Origin of the sequence: Ideonella lacteola, assembly GCF_038066555.1 — a bacterium.
Lineage (GTDB): Bacteria > Pseudomonadota > Gammaproteobacteria > Burkholderiales > Burkholderiaceae_C > Ideonella > Ideonella lacteola.
In genome coordinates, this window is the sequence record NZ_JBBUTG010000003.1 from 83,305 (window position 1) to 102,653 (window position 19,349).

Annotated in this window: 16 protein-coding genes; 10 read left to right on the plus strand and 6 right to left on the minus strand. The window is 67.5% G+C overall.

From position 1 onward, the window contains the following. Positions 1 to 182 precede the first annotated feature (182 nt). Genes AACH06_RS06140 through rsmA form a run of 3 tightly spaced genes read left to right on the plus strand, consistent with a single transcriptional unit; the run spans position 183 to position 4,488 of the window. The gene (locus tag AACH06_RS06140) at positions 183 to 2,387 is read left to right on the plus strand and encodes an LPS-assembly protein LptD (protein ID WP_341424767.1); all 2,205 of its coding nucleotides are present in this window, start codon (positions 183 to 185) and stop codon (positions 2,385 to 2,387) included. Next, positions 2,384 to 3,712, plus strand: coding sequence for a peptidylprolyl isomerase (locus AACH06_RS06145; protein WP_341424768.1), 1,329 nt, complete (start codon positions 2,384 to 2,386; stop codon positions 3,710 to 3,712). The genes AACH06_RS06140 and AACH06_RS06145 overlap by 4 nt, the downstream gene beginning before the upstream one ends. Beyond that, positions 3,709 to 4,488, plus strand: a complete 780-nt coding sequence (gene rsmA / locus AACH06_RS06150; protein WP_341424769.1) for a 16S rRNA (adenine(1518)-N(6)/adenine(1519)-N(6))-dimethyltransferase RsmA — start codon at positions 3,709 to 3,711, stop codon at positions 4,486 to 4,488. The genes AACH06_RS06145 and rsmA overlap by 4 nt, the downstream gene beginning before the upstream one ends. A gap of 306 nt (positions 4,489 to 4,794) precedes the next feature. Here the strand turns inward: rsmA and AACH06_RS06155 are convergent, their stop codons facing one another. From AACH06_RS06155 to AACH06_RS06165, 3 genes are all read right to left on the minus strand, one after another. Further along, a complete protein-coding gene (locus tag AACH06_RS06155; protein WP_341424770.1) occupies positions 4,795 to 5,190 on the minus strand; it encodes a barstar family protein in 396 nt (131 codons plus the stop codon). 68 nt (positions 5,191 to 5,258) lie between these two features. Next, positions 5,259 to 5,612, minus strand: a complete 354-nt coding sequence (locus AACH06_RS06160; RefSeq protein WP_341424771.1) for a guanyl-specific ribonuclease — start codon at positions 5,610 to 5,612, stop codon at positions 5,259 to 5,261. A gap of 253 nt (positions 5,613 to 5,865) precedes the next feature. After that, positions 5,866 to 8,160, minus strand: a complete 2,295-nt coding sequence (locus AACH06_RS06165; protein ID WP_341424772.1) for an NADP-dependent malic enzyme — start codon at positions 8,158 to 8,160, stop codon at positions 5,866 to 5,868. 155 nt (positions 8,161 to 8,315) lie between these two features. Here AACH06_RS06165 and AACH06_RS06170 point away from each other — a divergent pair, with 155 nt between their 5' ends. The 5 genes from AACH06_RS06170 to AACH06_RS06190 all read left to right on the plus strand — a co-directional run bounded on the left by AACH06_RS06170 (position 8,316) and on the right by AACH06_RS06190 (position 13,272). Next, a complete protein-coding gene (locus tag AACH06_RS06170; protein ID WP_341424773.1) occupies positions 8,316 to 10,406 on the plus strand; it encodes a two-component system sensor histidine kinase NtrB in 2,091 nt (696 codons plus the stop codon). A gap of 32 nt (positions 10,407 to 10,438) precedes the next feature. Beyond that, the gene (locus AACH06_RS06175; protein WP_341425112.1) at positions 10,439 to 11,083 is read left to right on the plus strand and encodes a response regulator transcription factor; all 645 of its coding nucleotides are present in this window, start codon (positions 10,439 to 10,441) and stop codon (positions 11,081 to 11,083) included. A gap of 64 nt (positions 11,084 to 11,147) precedes the next feature. Continuing rightward, positions 11,148 to 12,119: a thiamine-phosphate kinase gene (gene thiL / locus AACH06_RS06180; protein ID WP_341424775.1), complete on the plus strand. Its 972-nt coding sequence runs from the start codon at positions 11,148 to 11,150 to the stop codon at positions 12,117 to 12,119. A gap of 122 nt (positions 12,120 to 12,241) precedes the next feature. Next, complete coding sequence (locus AACH06_RS06185; RefSeq protein WP_341425113.1) at positions 12,242 to 12,733, plus strand: phosphatidylglycerophosphatase A family protein; 492 nt, start codon at positions 12,242 to 12,244, stop codon at positions 12,731 to 12,733. 14 nt (positions 12,734 to 12,747) lie between these two features. Continuing rightward, positions 12,748 to 13,272 (plus strand): CinA family protein, encoded by a 525-nt coding sequence (locus AACH06_RS06190; protein WP_341424777.1) that lies wholly within the window; start codon positions 12,748 to 12,750, stop codon positions 13,270 to 13,272. Here the strand turns inward: AACH06_RS06190 and AACH06_RS06195 are convergent. Next, entirely contained in the window at positions 13,221 to 14,939 is a 1,719-nt protein-coding gene (locus tag AACH06_RS06195) for a putative bifunctional diguanylate cyclase/phosphodiesterase (RefSeq protein WP_341424778.1), read from the minus strand. The two genes, AACH06_RS06190 and AACH06_RS06195, sit on opposite strands and share 52 nt — an antisense overlap. A gap of 416 nt (positions 14,940 to 15,355) precedes the next feature. On the opposite strand from AACH06_RS06195, the gene AACH06_RS06200 reads away from it, so the two are divergent. Then, the gene (locus AACH06_RS06200; protein WP_341424779.1) at positions 15,356 to 16,300 is read left to right on the plus strand and encodes a 2-hydroxyacid dehydrogenase; all 945 of its coding nucleotides are present in this window, start codon (positions 15,356 to 15,358) and stop codon (positions 16,298 to 16,300) included. Positions 16,301 to 16,496: 196 nt separating this feature from the next. Further along, positions 16,497 to 17,591: a hypothetical protein gene (locus AACH06_RS06205; protein WP_341424780.1), complete on the plus strand. Its 1,095-nt coding sequence runs from the start codon at positions 16,497 to 16,499 to the stop codon at positions 17,589 to 17,591. Positions 17,592 to 17,684: 93 nt separating this feature from the next. On the opposite strand, the gene holA is transcribed toward AACH06_RS06205, so the two are convergent. Together holA and AACH06_RS06215 are read right to left on the minus strand one after the other, a co-directional pair. Then, complete coding sequence (gene holA, locus AACH06_RS06210) at positions 17,685 to 18,800, minus strand: DNA polymerase III subunit delta (protein ID WP_341424781.1); 1,116 nt, start codon at positions 18,798 to 18,800, stop codon at positions 17,685 to 17,687. Positions 18,801 to 18,806: 6 nt separating this feature from the next. Continuing rightward, positions 18,807 to 19,349 carry an LPS-assembly lipoprotein LptE gene (locus tag AACH06_RS06215; protein ID WP_341424782.1) on the minus strand — a complete coding sequence of 181 codons (543 nt, stop codon included), beginning with the start codon at positions 19,347 to 19,349 and terminating at the stop codon, positions 18,807 to 18,809.

A 19,349-nucleotide genomic window follows, 5' to 3' on the forward strand; every position in this document is an offset into this window, starting at 1 on the left:
TCTAGAGACGCCCCCCGCCTGCTCCCGCGCCGCCAGACTGTTGCTGCGCCGAAGCGCCCTTCCCTGGTGGCCCCCGCTTGTTGCGCCTGCCTCTTCATCGCTCCCGAGCCTCGATCCTTGCTTGCCGTACCGTCGCCTGGAGCGCCGTGGCGTCCGCCTGCGCCCTCGCATGCGGTGGTGCGTTGGCCCAGTCGAACCCAGGTCTGCCTGCCGAGCTGTCGGCCCGGTCCGTCAGCAGCACGCTCGATCGGGAAACGGTGGCTGAAGGTGAGGTCGAGCTTCGCCAGGGCAACCTGACGCTGAGCGCCGACCTGTTGCGCTACAACGCAATGACCCAGTGGGCTCGCGTCTCCGGGCATGTTCAGCTGCGGCGCGAAGGCGATCGCTTCAACGGCACCGAGGCGGAATTGAACCTTGGCACCCGCGAAGGCTATGTGCTGAAGCCCGAGTACTTCTTTGAGCGCACCGGGGCGGGGGGGCGCGCGCGGCGCATCGATTTTGTCGGCGACAAGCGCTTGTCGGCACGCCGCGCCGACTACAGCAGCTGCAATCGCGATGGAACCGGCACGCCCGATTGGCTGCTGTCCGCCGACAAGCTCGAGCTTGATTTCGAGAACAACGAGGGCATCGCCTACGGGGCGGTGCTGCGGTTCCTCGGGGTGCCGATCCTCGCGGCGCCGGTGCTGAGTTTTCCGGCCACCGAGGACCGAAAGTCTGGCTGGCTGCCGCCGACATTCGACATCGACAGCCGCATTGGCGCCTCGATGGTGGTGCCTTACTACTGGAACCTGGCGCCGAACTACGACCTCACCACCGCGCCATGGGCCTCGACCGGCGGCGTGATGGGGCTGCATGCCGAGTTCCGGTACCTGCAGGCGACCGACAGTGGCCGCGCCGAGGTGCACACCGTGCCCTACGACCGCTTCGCGCACCGTGAACGCCATGCCTACGAATGGCAGCACGACGGCAGCGCCGGAACGCATTGGCGCTACGGCGCCGATGTGCTGCGCGCCTCGGACGATGACTACTGGAAGGATTTCGCCAACCAGTTGCCGAGCAAGACCCGTCGTTTGTTGTCTCAGGCGGGCCAGGCCACCGGGCGCTACGAGTTCGGCGATCGCTGGAGCCTGGAGACCTACACCCGGCTGCAGGGCTGGCAGGTGTTGCAGGATACCGAGGCCATCTTGCCGCCTTACCAGCGCGTACCGCAGGTTGGCGTGCGCACCCGCGGCTTGATCGGCGAGCCGATCAGCGAGGGCGGGTTGGGCCTGCATTGGGAGCTGGAACTGGAAGGCAACCGCTTCGAGCTGGCCGACCGGCCCGCCGGAGACGTGCGCCCGGATGGGTCGCGGGTGCATGCGCTCGGGGCCTTGTCACGGCCGGTCGATGAGGGCTGGGGCTGGTTCAACCCGCGCCTGTCCTTCAACGCCGCCAGCTACCGCACCGAGACACCGATGAGTGACGGGCGATTGGAAGCGGCGCGCACGATACCGACCTTGAGCGCCGATGCGGGCCTGCGCTTCGACCGTGACGACGACCTGTTCGGTCGCGCCCTGCGCCAGACGCTGGAGCCGCGCATCCACTACGTCAACACGCCGTGGAAGAACCAGACCACCTTGCCGATGTTCGACACGGCGGTCAGCGATTTCAACGCGGTGTCGATCTATGCCGACAACCCGTTCTCTGGCATCGACCGGGTGGTGGATTCGCACCAGGTCACCGTGGGAGCCACCTCACGCTGGCAAGAGCGCGACACCGGCGTCGAGCGGCTGCGCCTGGGCCTGGCGCAGCGCTTCCTGTTCCGTGACCAACGTCTGACGCCAGAGTCGGTCCCCGGTGATCGGCGCGTGTCCGATCTGCTGCTGTTCGGTTCCGGGTCGTTGTGGCAAAGCTGGCTGTTCGATGCCAGCGTCCAGTACGGCGCGGCCAACGACAAGCCGATGCGCTCGATCGTCGCGATGCGCTACCAGCCTGAACCGTTTCATACGCTGTCGGGAACATACCGCTACGCCCGCGGTCTGAACGAGCAGTTTGAACTGGGCTGGCAGTGGCCCATCTACCGGGGCGAAAGCCGACCCGGAGGCAACGCCTGCGGCGGCACGCTGTACGGTGTCGGCCGGGTCAACTACAGCATGCAAGACAGCCGTGTGACCGATGCACTGGCCGGCTTCGAGTACGACGCCGGGTGTTGGATCGGCCGCCTCGTCTACCAGCGAACCTCGACCGGCCAAGCCGCATCCACCACGCACTGGATGCTGCAGCTGGAGCTGGTCGGCCTGTCCCGGCTGGGCAGCAACCCCCTCAGAGTCCTGAAGGACAATATCCCCGGTTACCAGCTGCTGCGCGACGACGACGCGGAGCCATCGCCCAAGACGCCTTCCCCATGACCGAATCGATTCGAATCCGCGCCGCCCTGACTCTCTGTGCCGGCTTGCTCGCCGCTGGTGCCGCCTGGGCCCAGTCGCCCGCGCCGGCGGCGGCGACCAAGGCGGCTGACTACATCGTCGCCATCGTCAACAACGAGTTGGTCACCCAGGTCGAGGTGGAGCAGCGTGTCAGCCGCATCCGTGTTGATGCGATGCGGTCCGGCGCCCGGCTGCCGCCCGAAGACGAACTGCGCAAACAGGTGCTCAATGCGCTGATCGAAGAGCGGGTGATCGTCACCTACGCGCGTGACAGCGGATTGAAGGTGGATGACCCGGAGCTCGATCGCGCGGTGGCCAACGTCGCGGCCGCCAACAAATTGAGCCTTGACAAGCTGCAAGAGCGCCTGAGGGCCGAAGGCATCGACTACACGCGGTTTCGGTCGAATCTGCGCGATCAGATGATGGCCGAGCGCGTGCGCGAGCGCGAGGTGATCAACCGCATCCGCATCACCGACGCCGAGATCGACAACGCGCTGTCGCAGCGTCAATCGCAGGCTGCCGGTGCGGCCGAGCTGAACATCGCGCAGATCCTGGTCTCGGTGCCCGAAGGGGCCGCGCCCGAGGTGGTGGCGCAGCGGCGCGAGAAGATCATGGCCGCGCTGGCCCGCATCCGTGGCGGCGAACCGTTTGAGCTGGTGGCCAAGTCGGTGTCCGAAGACGCGAACAAGGACAAGGGTGGCGAGATCGGCGCCAAGCCGGCCGACCGCCTGCCGGATCTTTTCGTCGATGCGGTCAAGCCCTTGGCAGTGGGTGCGGTCACGGGCGAGCCTCTGCGCAGCGGCGCGGGTTTCCATCTGCTGAAGCTGCTGTCACGCAGCGACCCGGCGGCGGCCTCGGTGACCCAGACCCGCGCACGCCACATCCTGTTGCGGCCGTCGGCCGCGTTGTCGGCCGACGCCGCTCAACGCCGCCTGGCAGAGTTCCGCGATCAGATCCTGTCGGGCGGCCGGCGCTTCGAGGATCTGGCTCGCCAGTACTCGGAAGACGGCAGTTCGGTCAGTGGTGGCGATCTGGGCTGGGCCGCGCCGGGCAACTTCGTGCCTGAGTTCGAAGAGGCGATGAACAAGCTCGCACCGGGCGGTATTTCGACACCCATCGTCTCCCGCTTTGGCGTGCACCTGATCCAGGTGATGGAGCGTCGGCAGGTGGCCGTGGATCCGAAGGAACTGCGTGAGCAGGCCCGCAACATGTTGCGCGAGCAGAAGTTCGAGCCCGCGTACCTCGAGTGGGTCTCGGAGCTGCGCTCGCGGGCCTACATCGAAATGCGCGAGCCGCCGCAGCAGTGAAGCATCAAGCGCGCAAGCGCTTCGGGCAGCATTTCCTGACCGACAGCGCGATCATCGACGCCATCGTGCGGGCCATTGACCCGCGGCCAGGCGAGCCGGTGGTCGAGATCGGCCCAGGATTGGGCGCTCTGACACTGCCACTCGTCGCGCGTTGCGAGCGACTGACGGTGGTGGAGCTGGACCGGGATCTCGCCGCCAAGCTGCGCAAGAACCCGGCACTGGACGTGGTCGAGTCGGACGTGCTGCGGGTTGATTTCGGCGCGCTGGCGGATCGATTGGGCGGGCAGGCCCCGGGGCGTGCAGTGCTGAAGGTGGCGGGCAACCTGCCCTACAACATCTCGACGCCGATCCTGTTTCATCTGCTGCCCTGGGCGCACCGGGTCGTCGATCAACACTTCATGCTGCAAAAGGAAGTGGTCGATCGGATGGCGGCTGAGCCCGGCAGCAAGGCCTACGGGCGCCTGTCGGTGATGCTCCAGTGGCGCTACGACATCGAATCGCTGTTCGACGTTCCGCCCGAATCGTTCGACCCGCCGCCGCAGGTGGATTCCGCCATCGTGCGGATGACGCCGCGCCCGCAGTTCGAGGCGCTCGACCTGCCTCGCTTCGAGGCCATGATGGCCGTGGCCTTCTCGCAGCGCCGCAAGCTGCTGCGCCATTCACTGGGCCGGTGGCTCGAAGAGCAACGCTTCCAGGGCGAGTTCGACTTGCAACGCCGGGCTGAGGAAGTGCCGGTGGCCGAGTTCGTGGCACTGGCGCGCGCACTGCTGGGTTGAGGTCATCATCGCGTCGGGCGCTTCTGAGGCGTCGTTGACCGACGCGCAAGGCTGACGCCAAAACACAAAGGCCCGCCGGGAGGCGGGCCTTTGTGCTGTGTGGAGTGAAGCGACGCAGCCTAAGCTGCGTTGAACATCAAGCCGCATTCAGCCACATGGCAGTGTCAAACGCACTGCACATCATCGGCATGTTCATCCCGAAGTTGGGATTGATGCCGTTCTTGGCGCTGACCTTTGCAGCCGGCTTGGTTTCGCTCGGGGCCGTTTCCACCGCCCGCTCCCATGACCCGTTTTCTTGGGAGCGGGCTACTGAAAAGAATAGAAACACCTGAAGGGTATTTTCCGTTCCGCCCAGAAGTCGGCGGCATCGCGGAACACGTCGAGCAACTGCTCGCGCGATTCGCGATCGAAGCGCGTGTTGTCGGGGATCTGCTCCAGCACCACCACGAAGCCCGGCTGGATGCCGGACTTGTGAACCAGGTCGGTCATGCAGTCGAACAACGCGTCGAGGTTCTTGCCGAAGTGCTGCGGAAACAGGAAGGAGGTGGCGATGCCGTCGAGGACGTCCTGCTTGGACTGGGCCTCAGACAAATTGGCATACAAGAAATGCTGCCCCGCTTCCTGGGCCGAGCGCATCAGGTCATCAACCCGATACGCGCGTATCGCTTGCACGATGTTGGGACGGACGGTCTGCAAGAGCATGGTCTCGTTCCTCCTTGTTCAACAAAAAATCCGGTCGTTCGTACCCGCTTGCTCAACAGCCGTTCCCGTCAGGGCATGATCCGCTTGAAGCTCGCGTAATGGTCTTCGGTATAAAAACAGGCTTCAGGTTCCCGAGGTTGACGACCTCCGCAAACAATGCGCCGGGCACCTCGGTCTCGCGAACCTGGCGTGCGCACGGTGTATTCGCGGTAAAAACCTCGCGGCTCGCGCGGCAGCAGTTGCTCTCGGTTACCGAACACGGTGCCGTCCTTCTCGTGAGGGAAGGGGCCACCGGCACGGATCAAGCGCTCGGTTTGCTGCGCCTCCGCCGGCAGGGCCGCAAGCGACACCGTGCCGATCGCTGCACGGGAAGCGGGGCGAGAAACGCCGTCGCTGTTGCCCGCCGCAACGCTGAGGTCCATCCACGCAACGCTGCCTATGGCGGCCACCGCTGCCAAGGCCAGACCCCACTCTCGTAAGGACCTGCCCAGCATCAGTGAACCAGGACGCACCACGGGTTTACCCTGAAGACTCAAACAAGCATCGTACCCGATGGGCCAAAAAACCACAAGGCCACTGCCCTAAAATGAGGCAGGGGCCTTGGCTGTGAGTGTCCGCTAACTTCTTGAAGAATTAAGAAAAATCAAGCGTCTCACGCGCTTGTCATGAGCTCTTTCAGCGTGCCGCGTTGGCGTCGGCCACGGTGAGTGCGGTCATGTTGACGATCCGGCGGACGGTGGTTGACGGCGTCAGGATGTGCACCGGCTTGGCGGCGCCGAGCAGCACCGGGCCAATGGCGATGCCGCCGCCGGAGGCCGTCTTCAGCAGGTTGTAGCTGATGTTGGCGGCGTCGATGTTCGGCAGCACCAACAGATTTGCCTCGCCCTTGAGCGTGCTGCGCGGCATCAACTCTGCGCGGTACGCGGCGTCCAGGGCGGCGTCGCCGTGCATCTCGCCGTCCACTTCCAGCCAGGGAGCGGCTTGCTGCACCATGGCCAGCGTCTCGCGCATCTTCACCGCCGACGGGTGGTTGCTCGAGCCGAAATTCGAGTGCGACAGCAGAGCGGCCTTGGGCTGGATGCCGAAGCGGCGCATCTCTTCGGCCGCCAGCACCGTGATCTCGCACAGCTGCTCGGCGCTCGGGTCGTAGTTGACATGCGTGTCGACGAGGAACACCTGGCGGCCCGGCAGCAGCAGGCCGTTCATGCAGGCGAATGTCTTCACCCCGGGGCGCTTGCCGATCACCGCGCCGACATGGTGCAGGTGCAGTTCGGTCGTGCCCCAGGTGCCGCAGATCATTCCGTCGACCTCGCCCTTGTGCAGCAGCATGCTCGAGATCAGCGTCAGTCGCCGCCGCATCTCGATCTTGGCCAGCTGCTCGGTGACGCCGCGCCGCTCCATCATCTGGTGGTAGGTCTGCCAGTACTCGCGGTAGCGGTGGTCGTCATCGATGTTGACGAGCTCGAAATCGCGCCCTTCCTTCAGGCGCAGGCCCATCTTCTCGATGCGAGCCTGGATCACGCTGCGACGGCCGACCAGCCAGGGCTTGGCCAGGCCTTCGTCGACCACCACCTGCACGGCCGACAGAACGCGGCGGTCCTCACCCTCGGCATAGGCCACGCGCTTGGCCTGGGCCTTCTTCGCGACCGCGAAGATCGGCTTCATGAGGGTGCCGGACGCGTAGACAAAGCTCTGCAGCTTGTCGCGATAGGCCGGCAGGTCCGTGATGGGGCGTTGCGCGACGCCGGACATCCGGGCCGCGTCCGCCACGGCCGGCGCAATCTGCATCATCAGCCGGGGGTCGAACGGCTTGGGGATCAGGTACTCGGGGCCGAACGACAGCGTTGCGCCCGCGTAGGCCGTCGCCACCACATCGCTCTGCTCGGCCTGGGCCAGCTCGGCGATCGCGTGGACCGCGGCGATCTCCATCTCGTCGTTGATCGTCTTCGCGTTGCAATCGAGCGCGCCGCGGAAGATGTACGGGAAGCACAGGACGTTGTTGACCTGGTTCGGGTAGTCGGTGCGGCCGGTGGCCATGATCGCGTCGTCGCGCACCGCCTTGACCTCTTCCGGCATGATTTCCGGCGTCGGGTTGGCCAACGCGAAAATCAAGGGCTTGGGGCCCATCGCCTTGACCATCTCGGGCTTGAGCACACCGCCTGCCGACAAGCCCAGGAAGACATCGGCGCCTTCCATCACTTCGCCCAGCTTTCGCAACTCGGTCGGTTGGGCGAAGATGGCCTTGTCGGGATCCATCAGCTCCGTGCGGCCTTCGTACACCACGCCGGCCAGGTCCGTGACCCAGATGTTCTGCTTCGGCAGGCCCAGCTTGACCAGCAGGTTCAGGCAGGCCAGCGCCGCGGCGCCGGCGCCCGAGGCGACCAGCTTGACATCTTTGATGGACTTGCCCACCACCTTCAGGCCATTGAGCAGGGCCGCGCCAACGACGATGGCGGTGCCGTGCTGATCGTCATGGAAGACGGGGATCTTCAGGCGTTCGCGCAGCTTGCGTTCGACGTAGAAGCAGTCGGGCGCCTTGATGTCTTCGAGGTTGATGCCGCCGAACGTGGGCTCCAGCGCTGCGATCACCTCGACCAGCTTGTCGGGGTCTTTCTCGTTGATCTCGATGTCGAACACATCGATGCCGGCGAATTTCTTGAACAGGACACCCTTGCCCTCCATCACCGGCTTCGAGGCCAAAGGCCCGATGTCGCCCAGCCCAAGCACCGCGGTGCCGTTGGTGACGACCGCCACCAGGTTGCCGCGTGATGTGAATCGGAACGCGTTGGCAGGATCTTCGACGATCTCCTCGCAGGCCGCCGCCACGCCAGGCGAGTAAGCCAGCGCCAGATCGCGCTGGTTGATCAACTGCTTGGTCGCGCTGATCGCCACTTTGCCCGGGGTCGGGAACTCGTGGTACTCCAGCGCGGCGCGGCGCAGTTCGGCTCGTTTTTCCTCAAAGGTCGGCATGGGGACGGTCCTCGCGCTGCGTGGGGGGGCGGATTGTAGGCGGGGTGCTTCGACAGGTTCGACAGCTGCGCGGGTGCAGTGTCGCCAAGCCCGGGGGCGCTGGCATGCGAGAAACTGCTTACGGGCCGCGCCGGCCCGAACACCATACTGCGCCGATGAATCCGCCCGCCGAACGCAGCCCGCCGACCGAGCCGCCGCGCCCCCGGCGCGGCGTGCGCTGGTTGCTGTGGGGGGCGTTGGTGGCGCTGCTGCTCGTGGCCCAGTCGCTGCTCGTCGGACTCACGCTGAGCTATGAAGAGTCCCGCGCGCAGGACCACGTCGATGCGGTGGCGGTGGCTGCTGCCGGTGAGATGCGGCGCCTGGTCCAGCGCAGCCTGCAAAGTGCCCAGTCGCTCACCTGGAACGATCCGCCGATCGCGCAGTGGCACTACGACGCGACCGAGATGATGCGCCAGCGGCGCGAGTTCTTGCGCATGGAGCGTCGCGACAACGAGCTGAAGCTGCAAGGCGCTGTCGAGACGCCATTCCGGCTGCCGGTGTTCGCCGCCATGCCGCGGGCCGAGTTGGAAATCGAGATGCAGTCGACCTGCGCCACCGCCCGCCGGGTGGCCTCGCCGCAGTTCTCTCGGTCGTACTTCGTGCCGCAAAGTGGCGGGCTGGGCCTGGAGGTGGTCGACCTGTGCCTGCCGCTGGACGTCAACGGCCTTCCCAGCGGCTACATGGTCGTCACCTTGACGCTCGCCCAGCTGCTCGAAGATGCCGCCAACGCCGCCGGTGCGAGCGACCACGAGCTGTCACTGGTCGAAGCCGATGGCACCCGCCTGGTCCGGGCCGGGCTGCATCGCGGTGCGGGCGTGTTCACGGCCACACGTCTGGTCGACCTGCCCGGCAGCTCGCTGCAGTTGCGGGCGGACTCGGCGCAGGGGCGGCCCGGTCTCATCCCGAACCTCACCCTGGCGTTGGTCGTGGGCTTGTCGCTGCTGCTATTCGGCCTGGTGGTGCTGCTGGTGCGTGACGTGCGTCGCCGATCGGTCGCAGAAAGCGCGTTGGCCGAGGCGTTGGCGTTCCGCCGGGCGATGGAGGACTCGCTGGTGACGGGCCTTCGTGCGCGAGACGTTCGAGGCCGCATCACCTATGTCAACCCGGCCTTCTGCGCCATGGTCGGGTTCGCGGCCCATGAGCTGATTGGCAGCGACCCGCCGCCCTACTGGCCGCCCGAGCACATCGACGAGTACCGCCGGCGGCAGGCCGAGCGCCTGAGTCTGAGGCGCGACCTGGCCGCCCAGCGGGAAGGCTTCGAAACCCAGTTCATGCGACGCAACGGCGAGCGTTTCCCCGTGATGATCTACGAGGCGCCCTTGCTCGACCGTGTCGGCCACCATGCGGGCTGGATGAGCACCGTGCTGGACGTCAGTGCCGCGCGACGCATGGAAGAGTTGTCGCGTCAGCAGCAAGAGCGCTTGCAGGCCACGGCGCGCCTGGCCACGGTCGGCGAAATGGCTTCGCTGCTGAGCCATGAGTTGAACCAGCCGCTGGCGGCGATCGCCAGCTATGCCACCGGCTCGCTGAACCTGCTGGCCGATGCGCAGCGTGATGCGCTTCCCCAGGCCAGCGCGGCGGACCCTGACGTGACGATGCTGCGACAGGCCCTGGAGCGCATCGCCGAGCAGGCCGAACGGGCCGGTCGCGTGATCAAGAGCGTGCACGCCTTCGTACGGCGGCGCGAGCGGTCGCGCGAAGCGATCGGCGCCGATCTGCTGATCGAGGCGGTCATCCCGCTGGTGCGGTTGCAAGCCCGCAAGAGCGGCACCCGCATCGAGGTGGAATGTCCGAAGCCCGCGCCGCGCGTGTGGGCCGACCGAACCATGATCGAGCAGGTGCTGCTCAACCTCACCCGCAACGGGATCCAGGCGATGGAAGGCGAAGCCACCCCGCTGGAGCAGCGTGTGCTCACGCTGCGGGTCACCCAGCCGCATCCGCGCTGGGTCCACATCGCGGTCATCGATCGGGGCCCCGGCATCCCGCCGGACGTGGCCGGCAAACTCTTCACGCCCTTCTTCACCACCCGGGCCGAGGGCATGGGCCTGGGCTTGTCGCTGTGCCGCACGGTGATCGAGCAGCATGGCGGCGCGCTGGATTTCGTCACGGCATCTGCCAGCCATCCCGGTGCTTCCGGCACCGAATTCCGGTTTACGCTTGCGGTTCCCGAGCCCGCTCGTCAGGCCGCCGACCCGTCCGCCGAATGAACCCTTCCTTGAGTTCCCGTTTTGGCTTGCCGATGGTCTACCTCGTCGACGATGAGGACGTCGTGCGCGACGCGCTCGCCTGGCTGCTGCGAACCCGTCGGCTGCTCTCGGAAGGGCATCCGAGCGGCGACGCCTTCGCGACCTTTCTGCAGGGCAAGACGCCGGCCGATTGGCCCACCGCTCCGTCGTGCCTGTTGCTCGATGTGCGCATGCCCGGCCTGTCGGGGCTGGCGCTGTTCGATCAATTGGTCGAGCGCGGCTTCACCGAGGTGCTGCCGGTGATCTTCCTGACGGGCCATGGTGATGTGCCCACGGCGGTGGCCGCGGTCAAGCGCGGCGCCTTCGATTTCGTCGAGAAGCCGTTTTCCGACAACTCGCTGGTCGATCGCATCGAGCAGGCGCTCGTGCGCAGCGAGGCGGCCCTCGGCCGCCGGGCCGACCAACGCCAGATCGATCGAGCGCTGGCCGAGCTGACCGAGCGTGAGCGCGAGGTGATGAACCTGGTGGTCGAAGGGCGGCCGAACAAGCTGATCGCCGATGCGCTCGATATCAGCGTGCGAACCGTCGAAGTCCACCGGGCGCGGGTGTTTGAGAAGATGAACGTCAAGTCGGCGGTCGAGCTGGCCAATCTGCTGCATCCCCTGCCGGGTGCCAAGCCGGGCGGCGCGGCGGGCTGAAAGTCGCGGGGCGGGGCCTGGGCCACGCTGCCTGCCGAGCCCCACGCTCGCCGACAATCGCGCGATGGCTCTTGGTGAATTCGACCTGATCGACAAGTATTTCCGACCGCCGGTGCGGCGCGCCGCACTCGGTGGTGGAGACGACTGCGCTTTGCTGGTGCCCACCCCGGGCATGCAACTGGCCGTGTCAACCGATCTGCTGGTCGAAGGCCGGCACTTTCTGTCCACCGTCGCGCCGGATCGGTTGGGGCACAAAGCCCTGGCGGTCAATTTGAGCGATCTGGCGGCCTGCGGCGCCGAACCCCTGGCATTCACCCTCAGCCTGAGCCTGCCCCGTGCCGAGGCCGCCTTCCTGGCGCCTTTCTCGGCCGGCTTGTTGGCGCTGGCGGAGCAGCACGACATCGAGTTGGTGGGCGGCGATACGACCGCCGGGCCGCTGACGATCGGGATCACCGTCTTCGGCGAGGTGCCTGAAGGCCTGGCGCTGTTGCGCAGCGGTGCGATGCCCGGTGATGACGTGTGGGTCAGCGGCTGCCTCGGTGATGCGCGCCTCGCGCTGGAGGTGTTCCGCGGCCACGCGGCGTTGCCGGGCGAGGCCTTCACGGCAGTGCGCGAGGCGATGGAGCGACCACAACCGCGGGTCGCGTTGGGCCAGGCCCTGCGCGGCGTGGCCACGTCGGCGATCGATCTCTCCGATGGGCTGCTGGGAGACCTGGCCCACATCCGCCGCCGCTCGCGGGTGGGTGCCACCTTGTGGCTCGAGACCTTGCCGCGCAGTGCGGCGCTCGACGCGATGCCCGAAGCGCTGCAGCGCGAATGCCTGCTCGCGGGGGGGGACGACTATGAACTGCTGTTCACGGCGCCGCCGTCGGCCGCCGAAGCGGTGCGCGCGGCGGGGCTGGCCAGTGGCACGCCCGTGACCCGCATCGGCTGCATCGAGCCGGCCGCCATCGGCATGCGGGTGTTCTGCGAGACGCACGGCAGCGAACCGCTCGACCTGTCGGCCTACGCCGGCTTTGACCATTTCAAGTCGTGATGGATCCGCAGAACCTTCCCGTCGAGGACGCCCATGTGAGCGTTCAGCGCACCGCGGGCGACCGCGAGCGCCCGGTCATCGACAACGGCGCCGCGCCACCTCGCCGGGCCAGCGCGCGGCTGATGTTCTCGCACCCTGCGCACGCCCTGTCGCTGGGCTTCGGCAGTGGCTTGTCGCCGGTGGCGCCGGGCACGGCAGGTACCTTGTGGGCGTGGCTGTCCTATACGGTGCTGAGCCTGTGGGTGCCACCCCTGGCGTGGGGTGGGGTGCTGGCCGTGGGCAGCCTGGTCGGTCTGTGGGCCTGCACCCGCACGGCGCAGGCGCTCGGGACCAGCGATCCCAGCGCCGTCGTCTGGGACGAGGTGCTCGCCTTCTGGGCCATCTTGTGGCTGCTGACGCCGGCCAGCTTCACGGCGCAGCTGGTGGCGTTTGGCGTGTTCCGGTTTTTCGACGCGGTCAAGCCCGGGCCGGTGGCGTGGGCCGATCAATGCTTCAAGCCGGCTGCGGGCCAGCCGCCCGGCTGGCGGCAAGGGCTGGGCATCCTGCTCGACGATGCGGTGGCCGCGCTGTGCACCCTGCTCGTGCTCGCCTTCTGGCGGGTGCTGTTCGGCTGACCCGAGGTGTTGCCATGCCTTTGCTCTTGAACGATGACGCCCTGGTGGGCCAGGTGACCAAGCTGGCCGAAGCCGTTCGCGCGCAGGGGCTGCGGATCGTGACGGCGGAAAGCTGCACAGGCGGCCTCATCGCGGCCTTATGCACCAGCTTGCCCGGCTCCAGCGATTGGTTCGAGCGGGGTTTCGTCACCTACAGCAACGCCGCGAAATCCGAGGCGCTGGGCGTGGCCCCTGCGACGATCGCCGCCCACGGCGCTGTCAGCGAGGAGACCGCCCGGGCGATGGCGCAGGGCGCGTTGCAGCACAGCGCGGCGGATCTGGCGCTGTCTGTCACCGGCATCGCCGGCCCCACCGGCGCCACCCCTGGCAAGCCGGTCGGTCTCGTCTGGCTGGGGTGGGGCTGGCGTGTGGACGGCCAGGGTGTCTTGACGGATGCCGAGCACCGCGTGTGGCCGGGCGACCGGACCGCCGTGCGCTCGGCGACGGTTCAGTGGGGCCTGGATCGGCTGTTGGCGCTGGCTGCCGCGCGCGCTCGCTGATCGCCGCTGCTGGCTGACGCCGCTGGCGCCGCGGACGTGGTCCACTGCGGTTCGTTGCTGGCCGGGGCCGGCCGCGCGAAAAAGAAGCCCTGCTGCCACCGGCAGCCGGCTTGGGTCAGCGCATCGCGCTGGGCCTCGGTTTCCACCCCGGAGGCCACCACCGCCACGCCGAGGCTGCGCGCCAGTTGGACGATGGCGTGCACGGTGGCGCAGGCGTCCTTGTCCTGCGGCAGCCGGCTGACCAGCGCGGCATCAATCTTCAGCTTGGCCGGGTGCAGCTGGCCCAGCCGTGACAGCGACACCATCGCGGAGCCGACATCGTCCAGCACCAGCGAGATGCCCAGCTCGCGCAACTCGTCGACGCGCGCCTGGGTGAACTCCGGGTCGCTCATCATCGTGTGGCTGGACAACTCCAACTCCAGCTCTCCGGCCGCCAGATGGTGGTCCTGCATCACATGTGCCAGCACGCGTGGCAACCGCTCGTGCCGGAACTCGCCGGCGCTCAGGTTCACCGCGATGCTGCCCGCGTGCAGGCCGGCCGCTTTCCACGCTTCCAGCTGCTTGCACGCACTGCGCAGCGCGTGTTCACCCAATGCATGGATCTGGCCGCATTCCTCGGCCCGGTGAATGAACCTCGCGGGCGCCAGCAGCCCGCGGCTGGGGTGTTGCCAGCGCAGCAGCGCTTCGGCGCCAATCGCCCTGCCCGTCTGTGTGTCGAATACCGGCTGGTAGTGCAGCAGCAGTTCATGACGCTGCAGCGCCAGCGCCAGCTCGGCGTCGCCGCCGGGTGGCACCGAGGCTTGGGGGTCTGGTTCCCGGTAGAACACGTGCCGGCCGCGGCCCGCTTCCTTGGCGCGGTACATCGCCTGGTCGGCATGGTGCAGCAGCTCGTCGAAACTGCCCCCATCCGCCGGGAACTGGGCGATGCCGATGCTGGCCGACACCTGCATCTTCGTCGGCGGGTGCGCCAGTGACACGGGCTGCTCGATCGCATGGATCATGCGCAAGGCGGCCTGCGCAACGGCTTCGGCGCCACTCACATCGGGCAGCAGGGCAACGAACTCATCGCCCGAGAGCCTGCCGACGACATCGGAGCCGCGCATCGCTTGACGCAGGCGCTGGCCGAGCGCGCGCAGCAACTCGTCACCGGCAGGGTGGCCGAGCGTGTCGTTGATGTGCTTGAAGCGATCCAGGTCGATGAACATCAGGGCCATCGTCTGCTGCGAGCGCTTGGCCACGGCGAGCGAGTGGTCGAACAGCTCCAGGAACAGGCGGCGGTTCGGCAGCCCGGTGAGCTGATCGACCATGGCCATGCGGTGCAGCTCGGCGTTGCTGTTTTCCAGCTCGGCCAGCAGACCATCCAGCCGGTCGTGGGCCTGGTTCAAGCGCCGTCCCAGCTCCCCCAGCTCGTCCGGCCGCAGGCCATTCAGGCGGGGCGCGCCGCGAGCATCCGGCTGCGCCATGGCGCTCGCGTGCCGCTTGATCCGGGCCAGGGGTTGAAGCACCCGCCAGTCCAGTACCCATGACAGCCCGCCCGCGGCCAATGCCAGCTGCACCGCCACCAGCCCCAACAAGGCGCCAGCGTGCTCGCGAATCCAGGGGCTCGCCCACCACATCCCGGCCGCCGGCAACAACACGCCGGCCGCGACCACGGCCAGCACCGTCATGCGGATGGACAGTTGTGGCCCGCTCGGCACCCGCGCTTTGCTGGAACCGCCCGGGCGGCGGGATGACGACGATCGGCGTGAGGGGGCACTGTCGCCCGGTTCTTTGGCGCTGCGGCCGCGCGATGAAGCGCCAGGGCGCGGCGGGGTCGACGGGCGCGAATCGGAAGGCGGCGACACCCTCAATCGAGGTTGCTGGGTGACGCTGAAGGGCTTTTCTTCCCGGTAAGACCGCGATTCTTCCCATGGCGCAGTGGCCGCCGTACGCCCGTCAGCGGTGGGCTGGGTGCTCGCTGCAGCAGGGCCGGAAGGTCCTCTTGTTCTCGAAGGCACGGTGCGCTCCACTCGCTTCATGGCCGTGATGCCGCCATCGTCGGCGACATCCGATGCCCGATTGTGAACCGGTTAGGCTCGCCAGCATGAGTATTTACCTGTGTGGAAGCCTGGATTCTTCCGAGATCGCCGCGTGGCTGGCCGCACTGCGCGACGCCATGCCCGCAGAGCAGATCGATGCGTCCCTCGCCGGAGTCGACCCGGCGGCAGTGGACGTGGCGCTCGTGGCCAACCCGCCACCGGGGTCGCTGAAGCCCCTGGGTGGGCTGAAGCTGATCCAGTCGCTCTGGGCCGGCGTCGACCGGCTGATGGCCGACACCAGCCTGCCGCCCGAGGTGCCGCTGGCGCGCATGGTCGATGGCTCGATGTGCGCCGCCATGGCCGAAACCGCCTTGTGGGCGGTGCTCTCGCTGCATCGAGGGTTTTTCGACTATGCCGCGCTGCAGCGCGAGCGGCGTTGGCAGGTCTTGCCGCAGCGCCGGGCCGATGAAGTGAGCGTGGCCGTGCTGGGCCTGGGGGAGCTGGGGCATGCCGTGGCCCAGCGCCTGGTGGGTCAGGGGTACCGGGTGCACGGTTGGCGCCGAGGCGGGCGGCCCGGGGCTGGGCCGGCGGGCGTGGCGGTCCACGAGGGCGACGAGGCGCTTGCCGCTTGCCTGGCCGATGGCGACATCGTCGTGAACCTGCTGCCGCTGACGCCCGATACCCGTCGCCTGTTCGATGCGGCCACTTTGGCGCGCATGAAGCCGGGCGCCTCGCTGGTCAACCTCGCGCGGGGCGCGCAGGTGGTGGAAGACGATCTGCTCGCTGCGCTCGACGCGGGCCACGTGGCGCGAGCGGTGCTCGATGTGTTCGTGCAAGAACCGCTGCCGGCCGACCACCGCTTCTGGCACCACCCTCGCGTGACCGTGCTGCCGCACGCCGCAGCCTTGACAGACCCTCGCAGCGCAGCGCGGGTGGTGGCGGCCAATGTGAGCGCCCTTCGCGAAGGGCGGCCGCTGGCCCACCTGGTCGACCGGATGCGCGGCTACTGAGAATCAGATGCATGGTGGCCGTGTGCGCGCCACCGGGCCATGCTGGGTGTGCCCGCCCGCTCGAAGCACAGCGATTGGGAACATTTCACGGTTGAGGCGTTTGATCAGTCCGTGCCTACAACATAGGGGTTAGATGTTCTCATAACGCGTTAGTAGGATGACATCTCGTTCATTCCTTATCCAGGGAGACATCGAGATGCTGAATTTTGTCAATCTGCGTGCCCGCAGCTTGTGTGTGGCAGTGCTGTGTGTGGCGGCGAACGTCGCCATGGCGGCGCCGCCTGCTTACCGGGTGAAGCCCGTGCTGCCGCCTGAATGGGTAGGCAACACATGGTTGTTCTGGTACGACGGCTTGTCACTCAACAACGAGGGCAAGATCGTCACGACCGTGCACCAAGCCTACGTCCCGTACCCCAGCTACGCCGTCTACGACAAGGATGGGAAGTACCTTCGCAGTCTGGGCGGCCCGACCAAGTATGGCAACGCCTGGTTCTCGGGCATCAACAGCTATGGCGACGTCGTGGGCTCGAACACGCACGACTGGGGCATCTGGCAGGGTGTGGTCAGCAAGGATCAGGGGTTCGGTGCCGCCGTCCATGGCTTTCCGGATGACGAGTACGGCGGCTACTTCACCGCCGCGTACGGCTATGGTCTCAGTGACAACGGCTATGTGGTGGGCTGGGCCACCAGCAGTGTGGACCAGCGTCACCGGGGCTATGTGCGCCAGCCGGACAACTCCATGCTGGAGATCGGCACCTTCGGCGGCCCCGAGAGCGATGCTTATGCCGTCAACAACCATGGCGTCGCGGTCGGTGCGGCAGACCTGGCAGATGGTAGCCACCACGCGTTCACCTACCGCCAGGGCGTCATGAAAGACTTGGGCACTTTCGGCGGCCCGTCCTCATGGGCCGCCGACATCAACAACGCGGGTCAGGTGGTTGGCGAGGCTCAGTTGGCGGACGGTACGTCTCGCGCGTTCCTGTACGAAAAGGGCCAGATGAAGCAGATCCCCACGCCGGAGGGGGCCAGCGCGTCCGCCGCTGCGATCAACCGGCATGGTTGGGTGTTGGGCTCGTACACGATTGGCGACGTCTCGACGCCGTTCCTCTACGACGGCGAAGCGGTCTACCCGGTGGCCGACCTCCTGCCCGCCACCGAAAAGAAGACATGGACGCTTCGCTCGGTGATGTCCATCAACGACAAGGGTTGGTTGTTGGCCAACGGCTACCAGGCAGGCGATGTGCACGACACCGTGCTGCTGCTCAAGCCCACGAAGGCCCAGCGCCGCTGAGTGGGGTGGAGTCCCGGACCGGGGCGGATCGCCCCCATGCGGCGCCTGACGCGAGAATGCGATCTGCGGTGGAGCAGGGCCGCCTTGGGGGGGTCAGTGGCCCGTGGCCAGCCCCTGCAGCGCCAGGGGCGCCAGCGCGGGCCCGCGCCGGCCGGTGCCCCGGGCGCTTGTCACCAGATCCAGCGTTATCAGCATCAACCGGCGCAGCGCCTCCCAGGGCTCATCGGGCCAACCGGGATGGCGCAGGCCCTTGATGAGCCCGTCGCAGGTGCTGGCGGCCTCCACCAGCGCTGCCAGCGCCGCGTCGTCGACACCGGGCAGGGCCGACTCGAAGGCTCGCTCCTTGTCGCCCCAGACTCGGGCTTCGCGCAGCGCCATCGGCAAGGGCTTGCCGCCTGCCATCGCATCGCGGGCGCGCTTGAGCGATCGGATGTCTTCGGCCAGCGTCCAATGCACCAGGACCGGCGCTTCGCCTTCGGCCTTCAAGCCGTCGAGCATGCGCAGCGCGCGTGACGCCTGGCCCGCGAGCACCGCGCTGCCGAGCTGGAACACATCGAAACGGGCCACGTCGAGCACGGCGGACTCGATCTGCTCGAAGCTCAGCTCGCCTTCTGGATGCAGCAGTGCCAGCTTCTGCAGCTCCTGGTGGGCGGCCAGCAGGTTGCCTTCCACCCGGTCGGCGAAGAACGCCAGCGCCCTCTGCCCAGCTTCGCCGGGGGCCACACGCTGCCCCTGCTTGGCCAAGCGCTGGGCGATCCAGCTGGGCAAGGCGTGGCGCTCGATCGACTCGACCTTCACCATCACGCCCGCGCGGTCGAGTGCGGCTACCCAGGCGCCCTTCTGCGTCTGCCAATCGAGTTTGGGCAGGTGGACGATGGTCAGCACCTCTTCGCTCAATTGCTCGCAGTAGGCCTGCAGGGCCGCTGAGCCTTCCTTGCCCGGTTTGCCGGTGGGGATGCGGATCTCGATGATCTTCTTGTCGGCGAACAGCCCCATCGATTGGGCAGCGCCGAGCACGCCGCTCCAGTCGAAATGCGCACCGCTCACGGTGAACACCTGGCGTTCCGAAAAACCTGCGGCGCGTGCGGCAGCGCGCAGCGCATCGGCGGCCTCCTGCGCCAGCAGCGGCTCGTCGCCCTGGATGGTGTAGAGCGGCTTCAGGCCACCGCGCGACAGCGCGGTGGCGAGTTGGTCGGCGCGGACCTGCATCTGCCCTCAGCCGGCAGGCCGGGTGGCGGCCTGACCGACCGAGCGCCCGGCGGCGGACAGCATCTGCAGCAACTGCTGCGCGAGGTCCATCCGCATCTCGCGCACCAGCCCCGCCTCTTCGGTCTGCTTGGCGAGCGCGGCCGTCTCGTTGTAGCTCATGTCGCGCGTCAACTCGAGCTGCGTCTCCGGCAACTGGTTGGTGCCATCCGGCCGATCGAGGCGGAAACGAAGCATGACCCGGAGGCGGAACTCGCGGACCTGGCCCGCGGCCGTGGAGGCGGCCACCGTCCGATCGAAGCGTTCTTCGATGGCCAGCAGCACCACCTCGGCATCTTTCGGCTGCGCCACGACGCTGACGCTGCGCGGCAGTGACTGCCGCAGCGCCTCGGCCATCGGCGAATTCGGCTTGAAGCCGCTGATCGCCAGCTTCGAGAACGGCATCTCGGCAGGGCGTCGCAGTGCGAAGCCGCAGCCCGCCAGCGACAGACTCAGCGACAGCGTCAGGCTGCCGAGCGCGGCCAGGCAGAGCGTGCGGCGCGACAAGGTCAC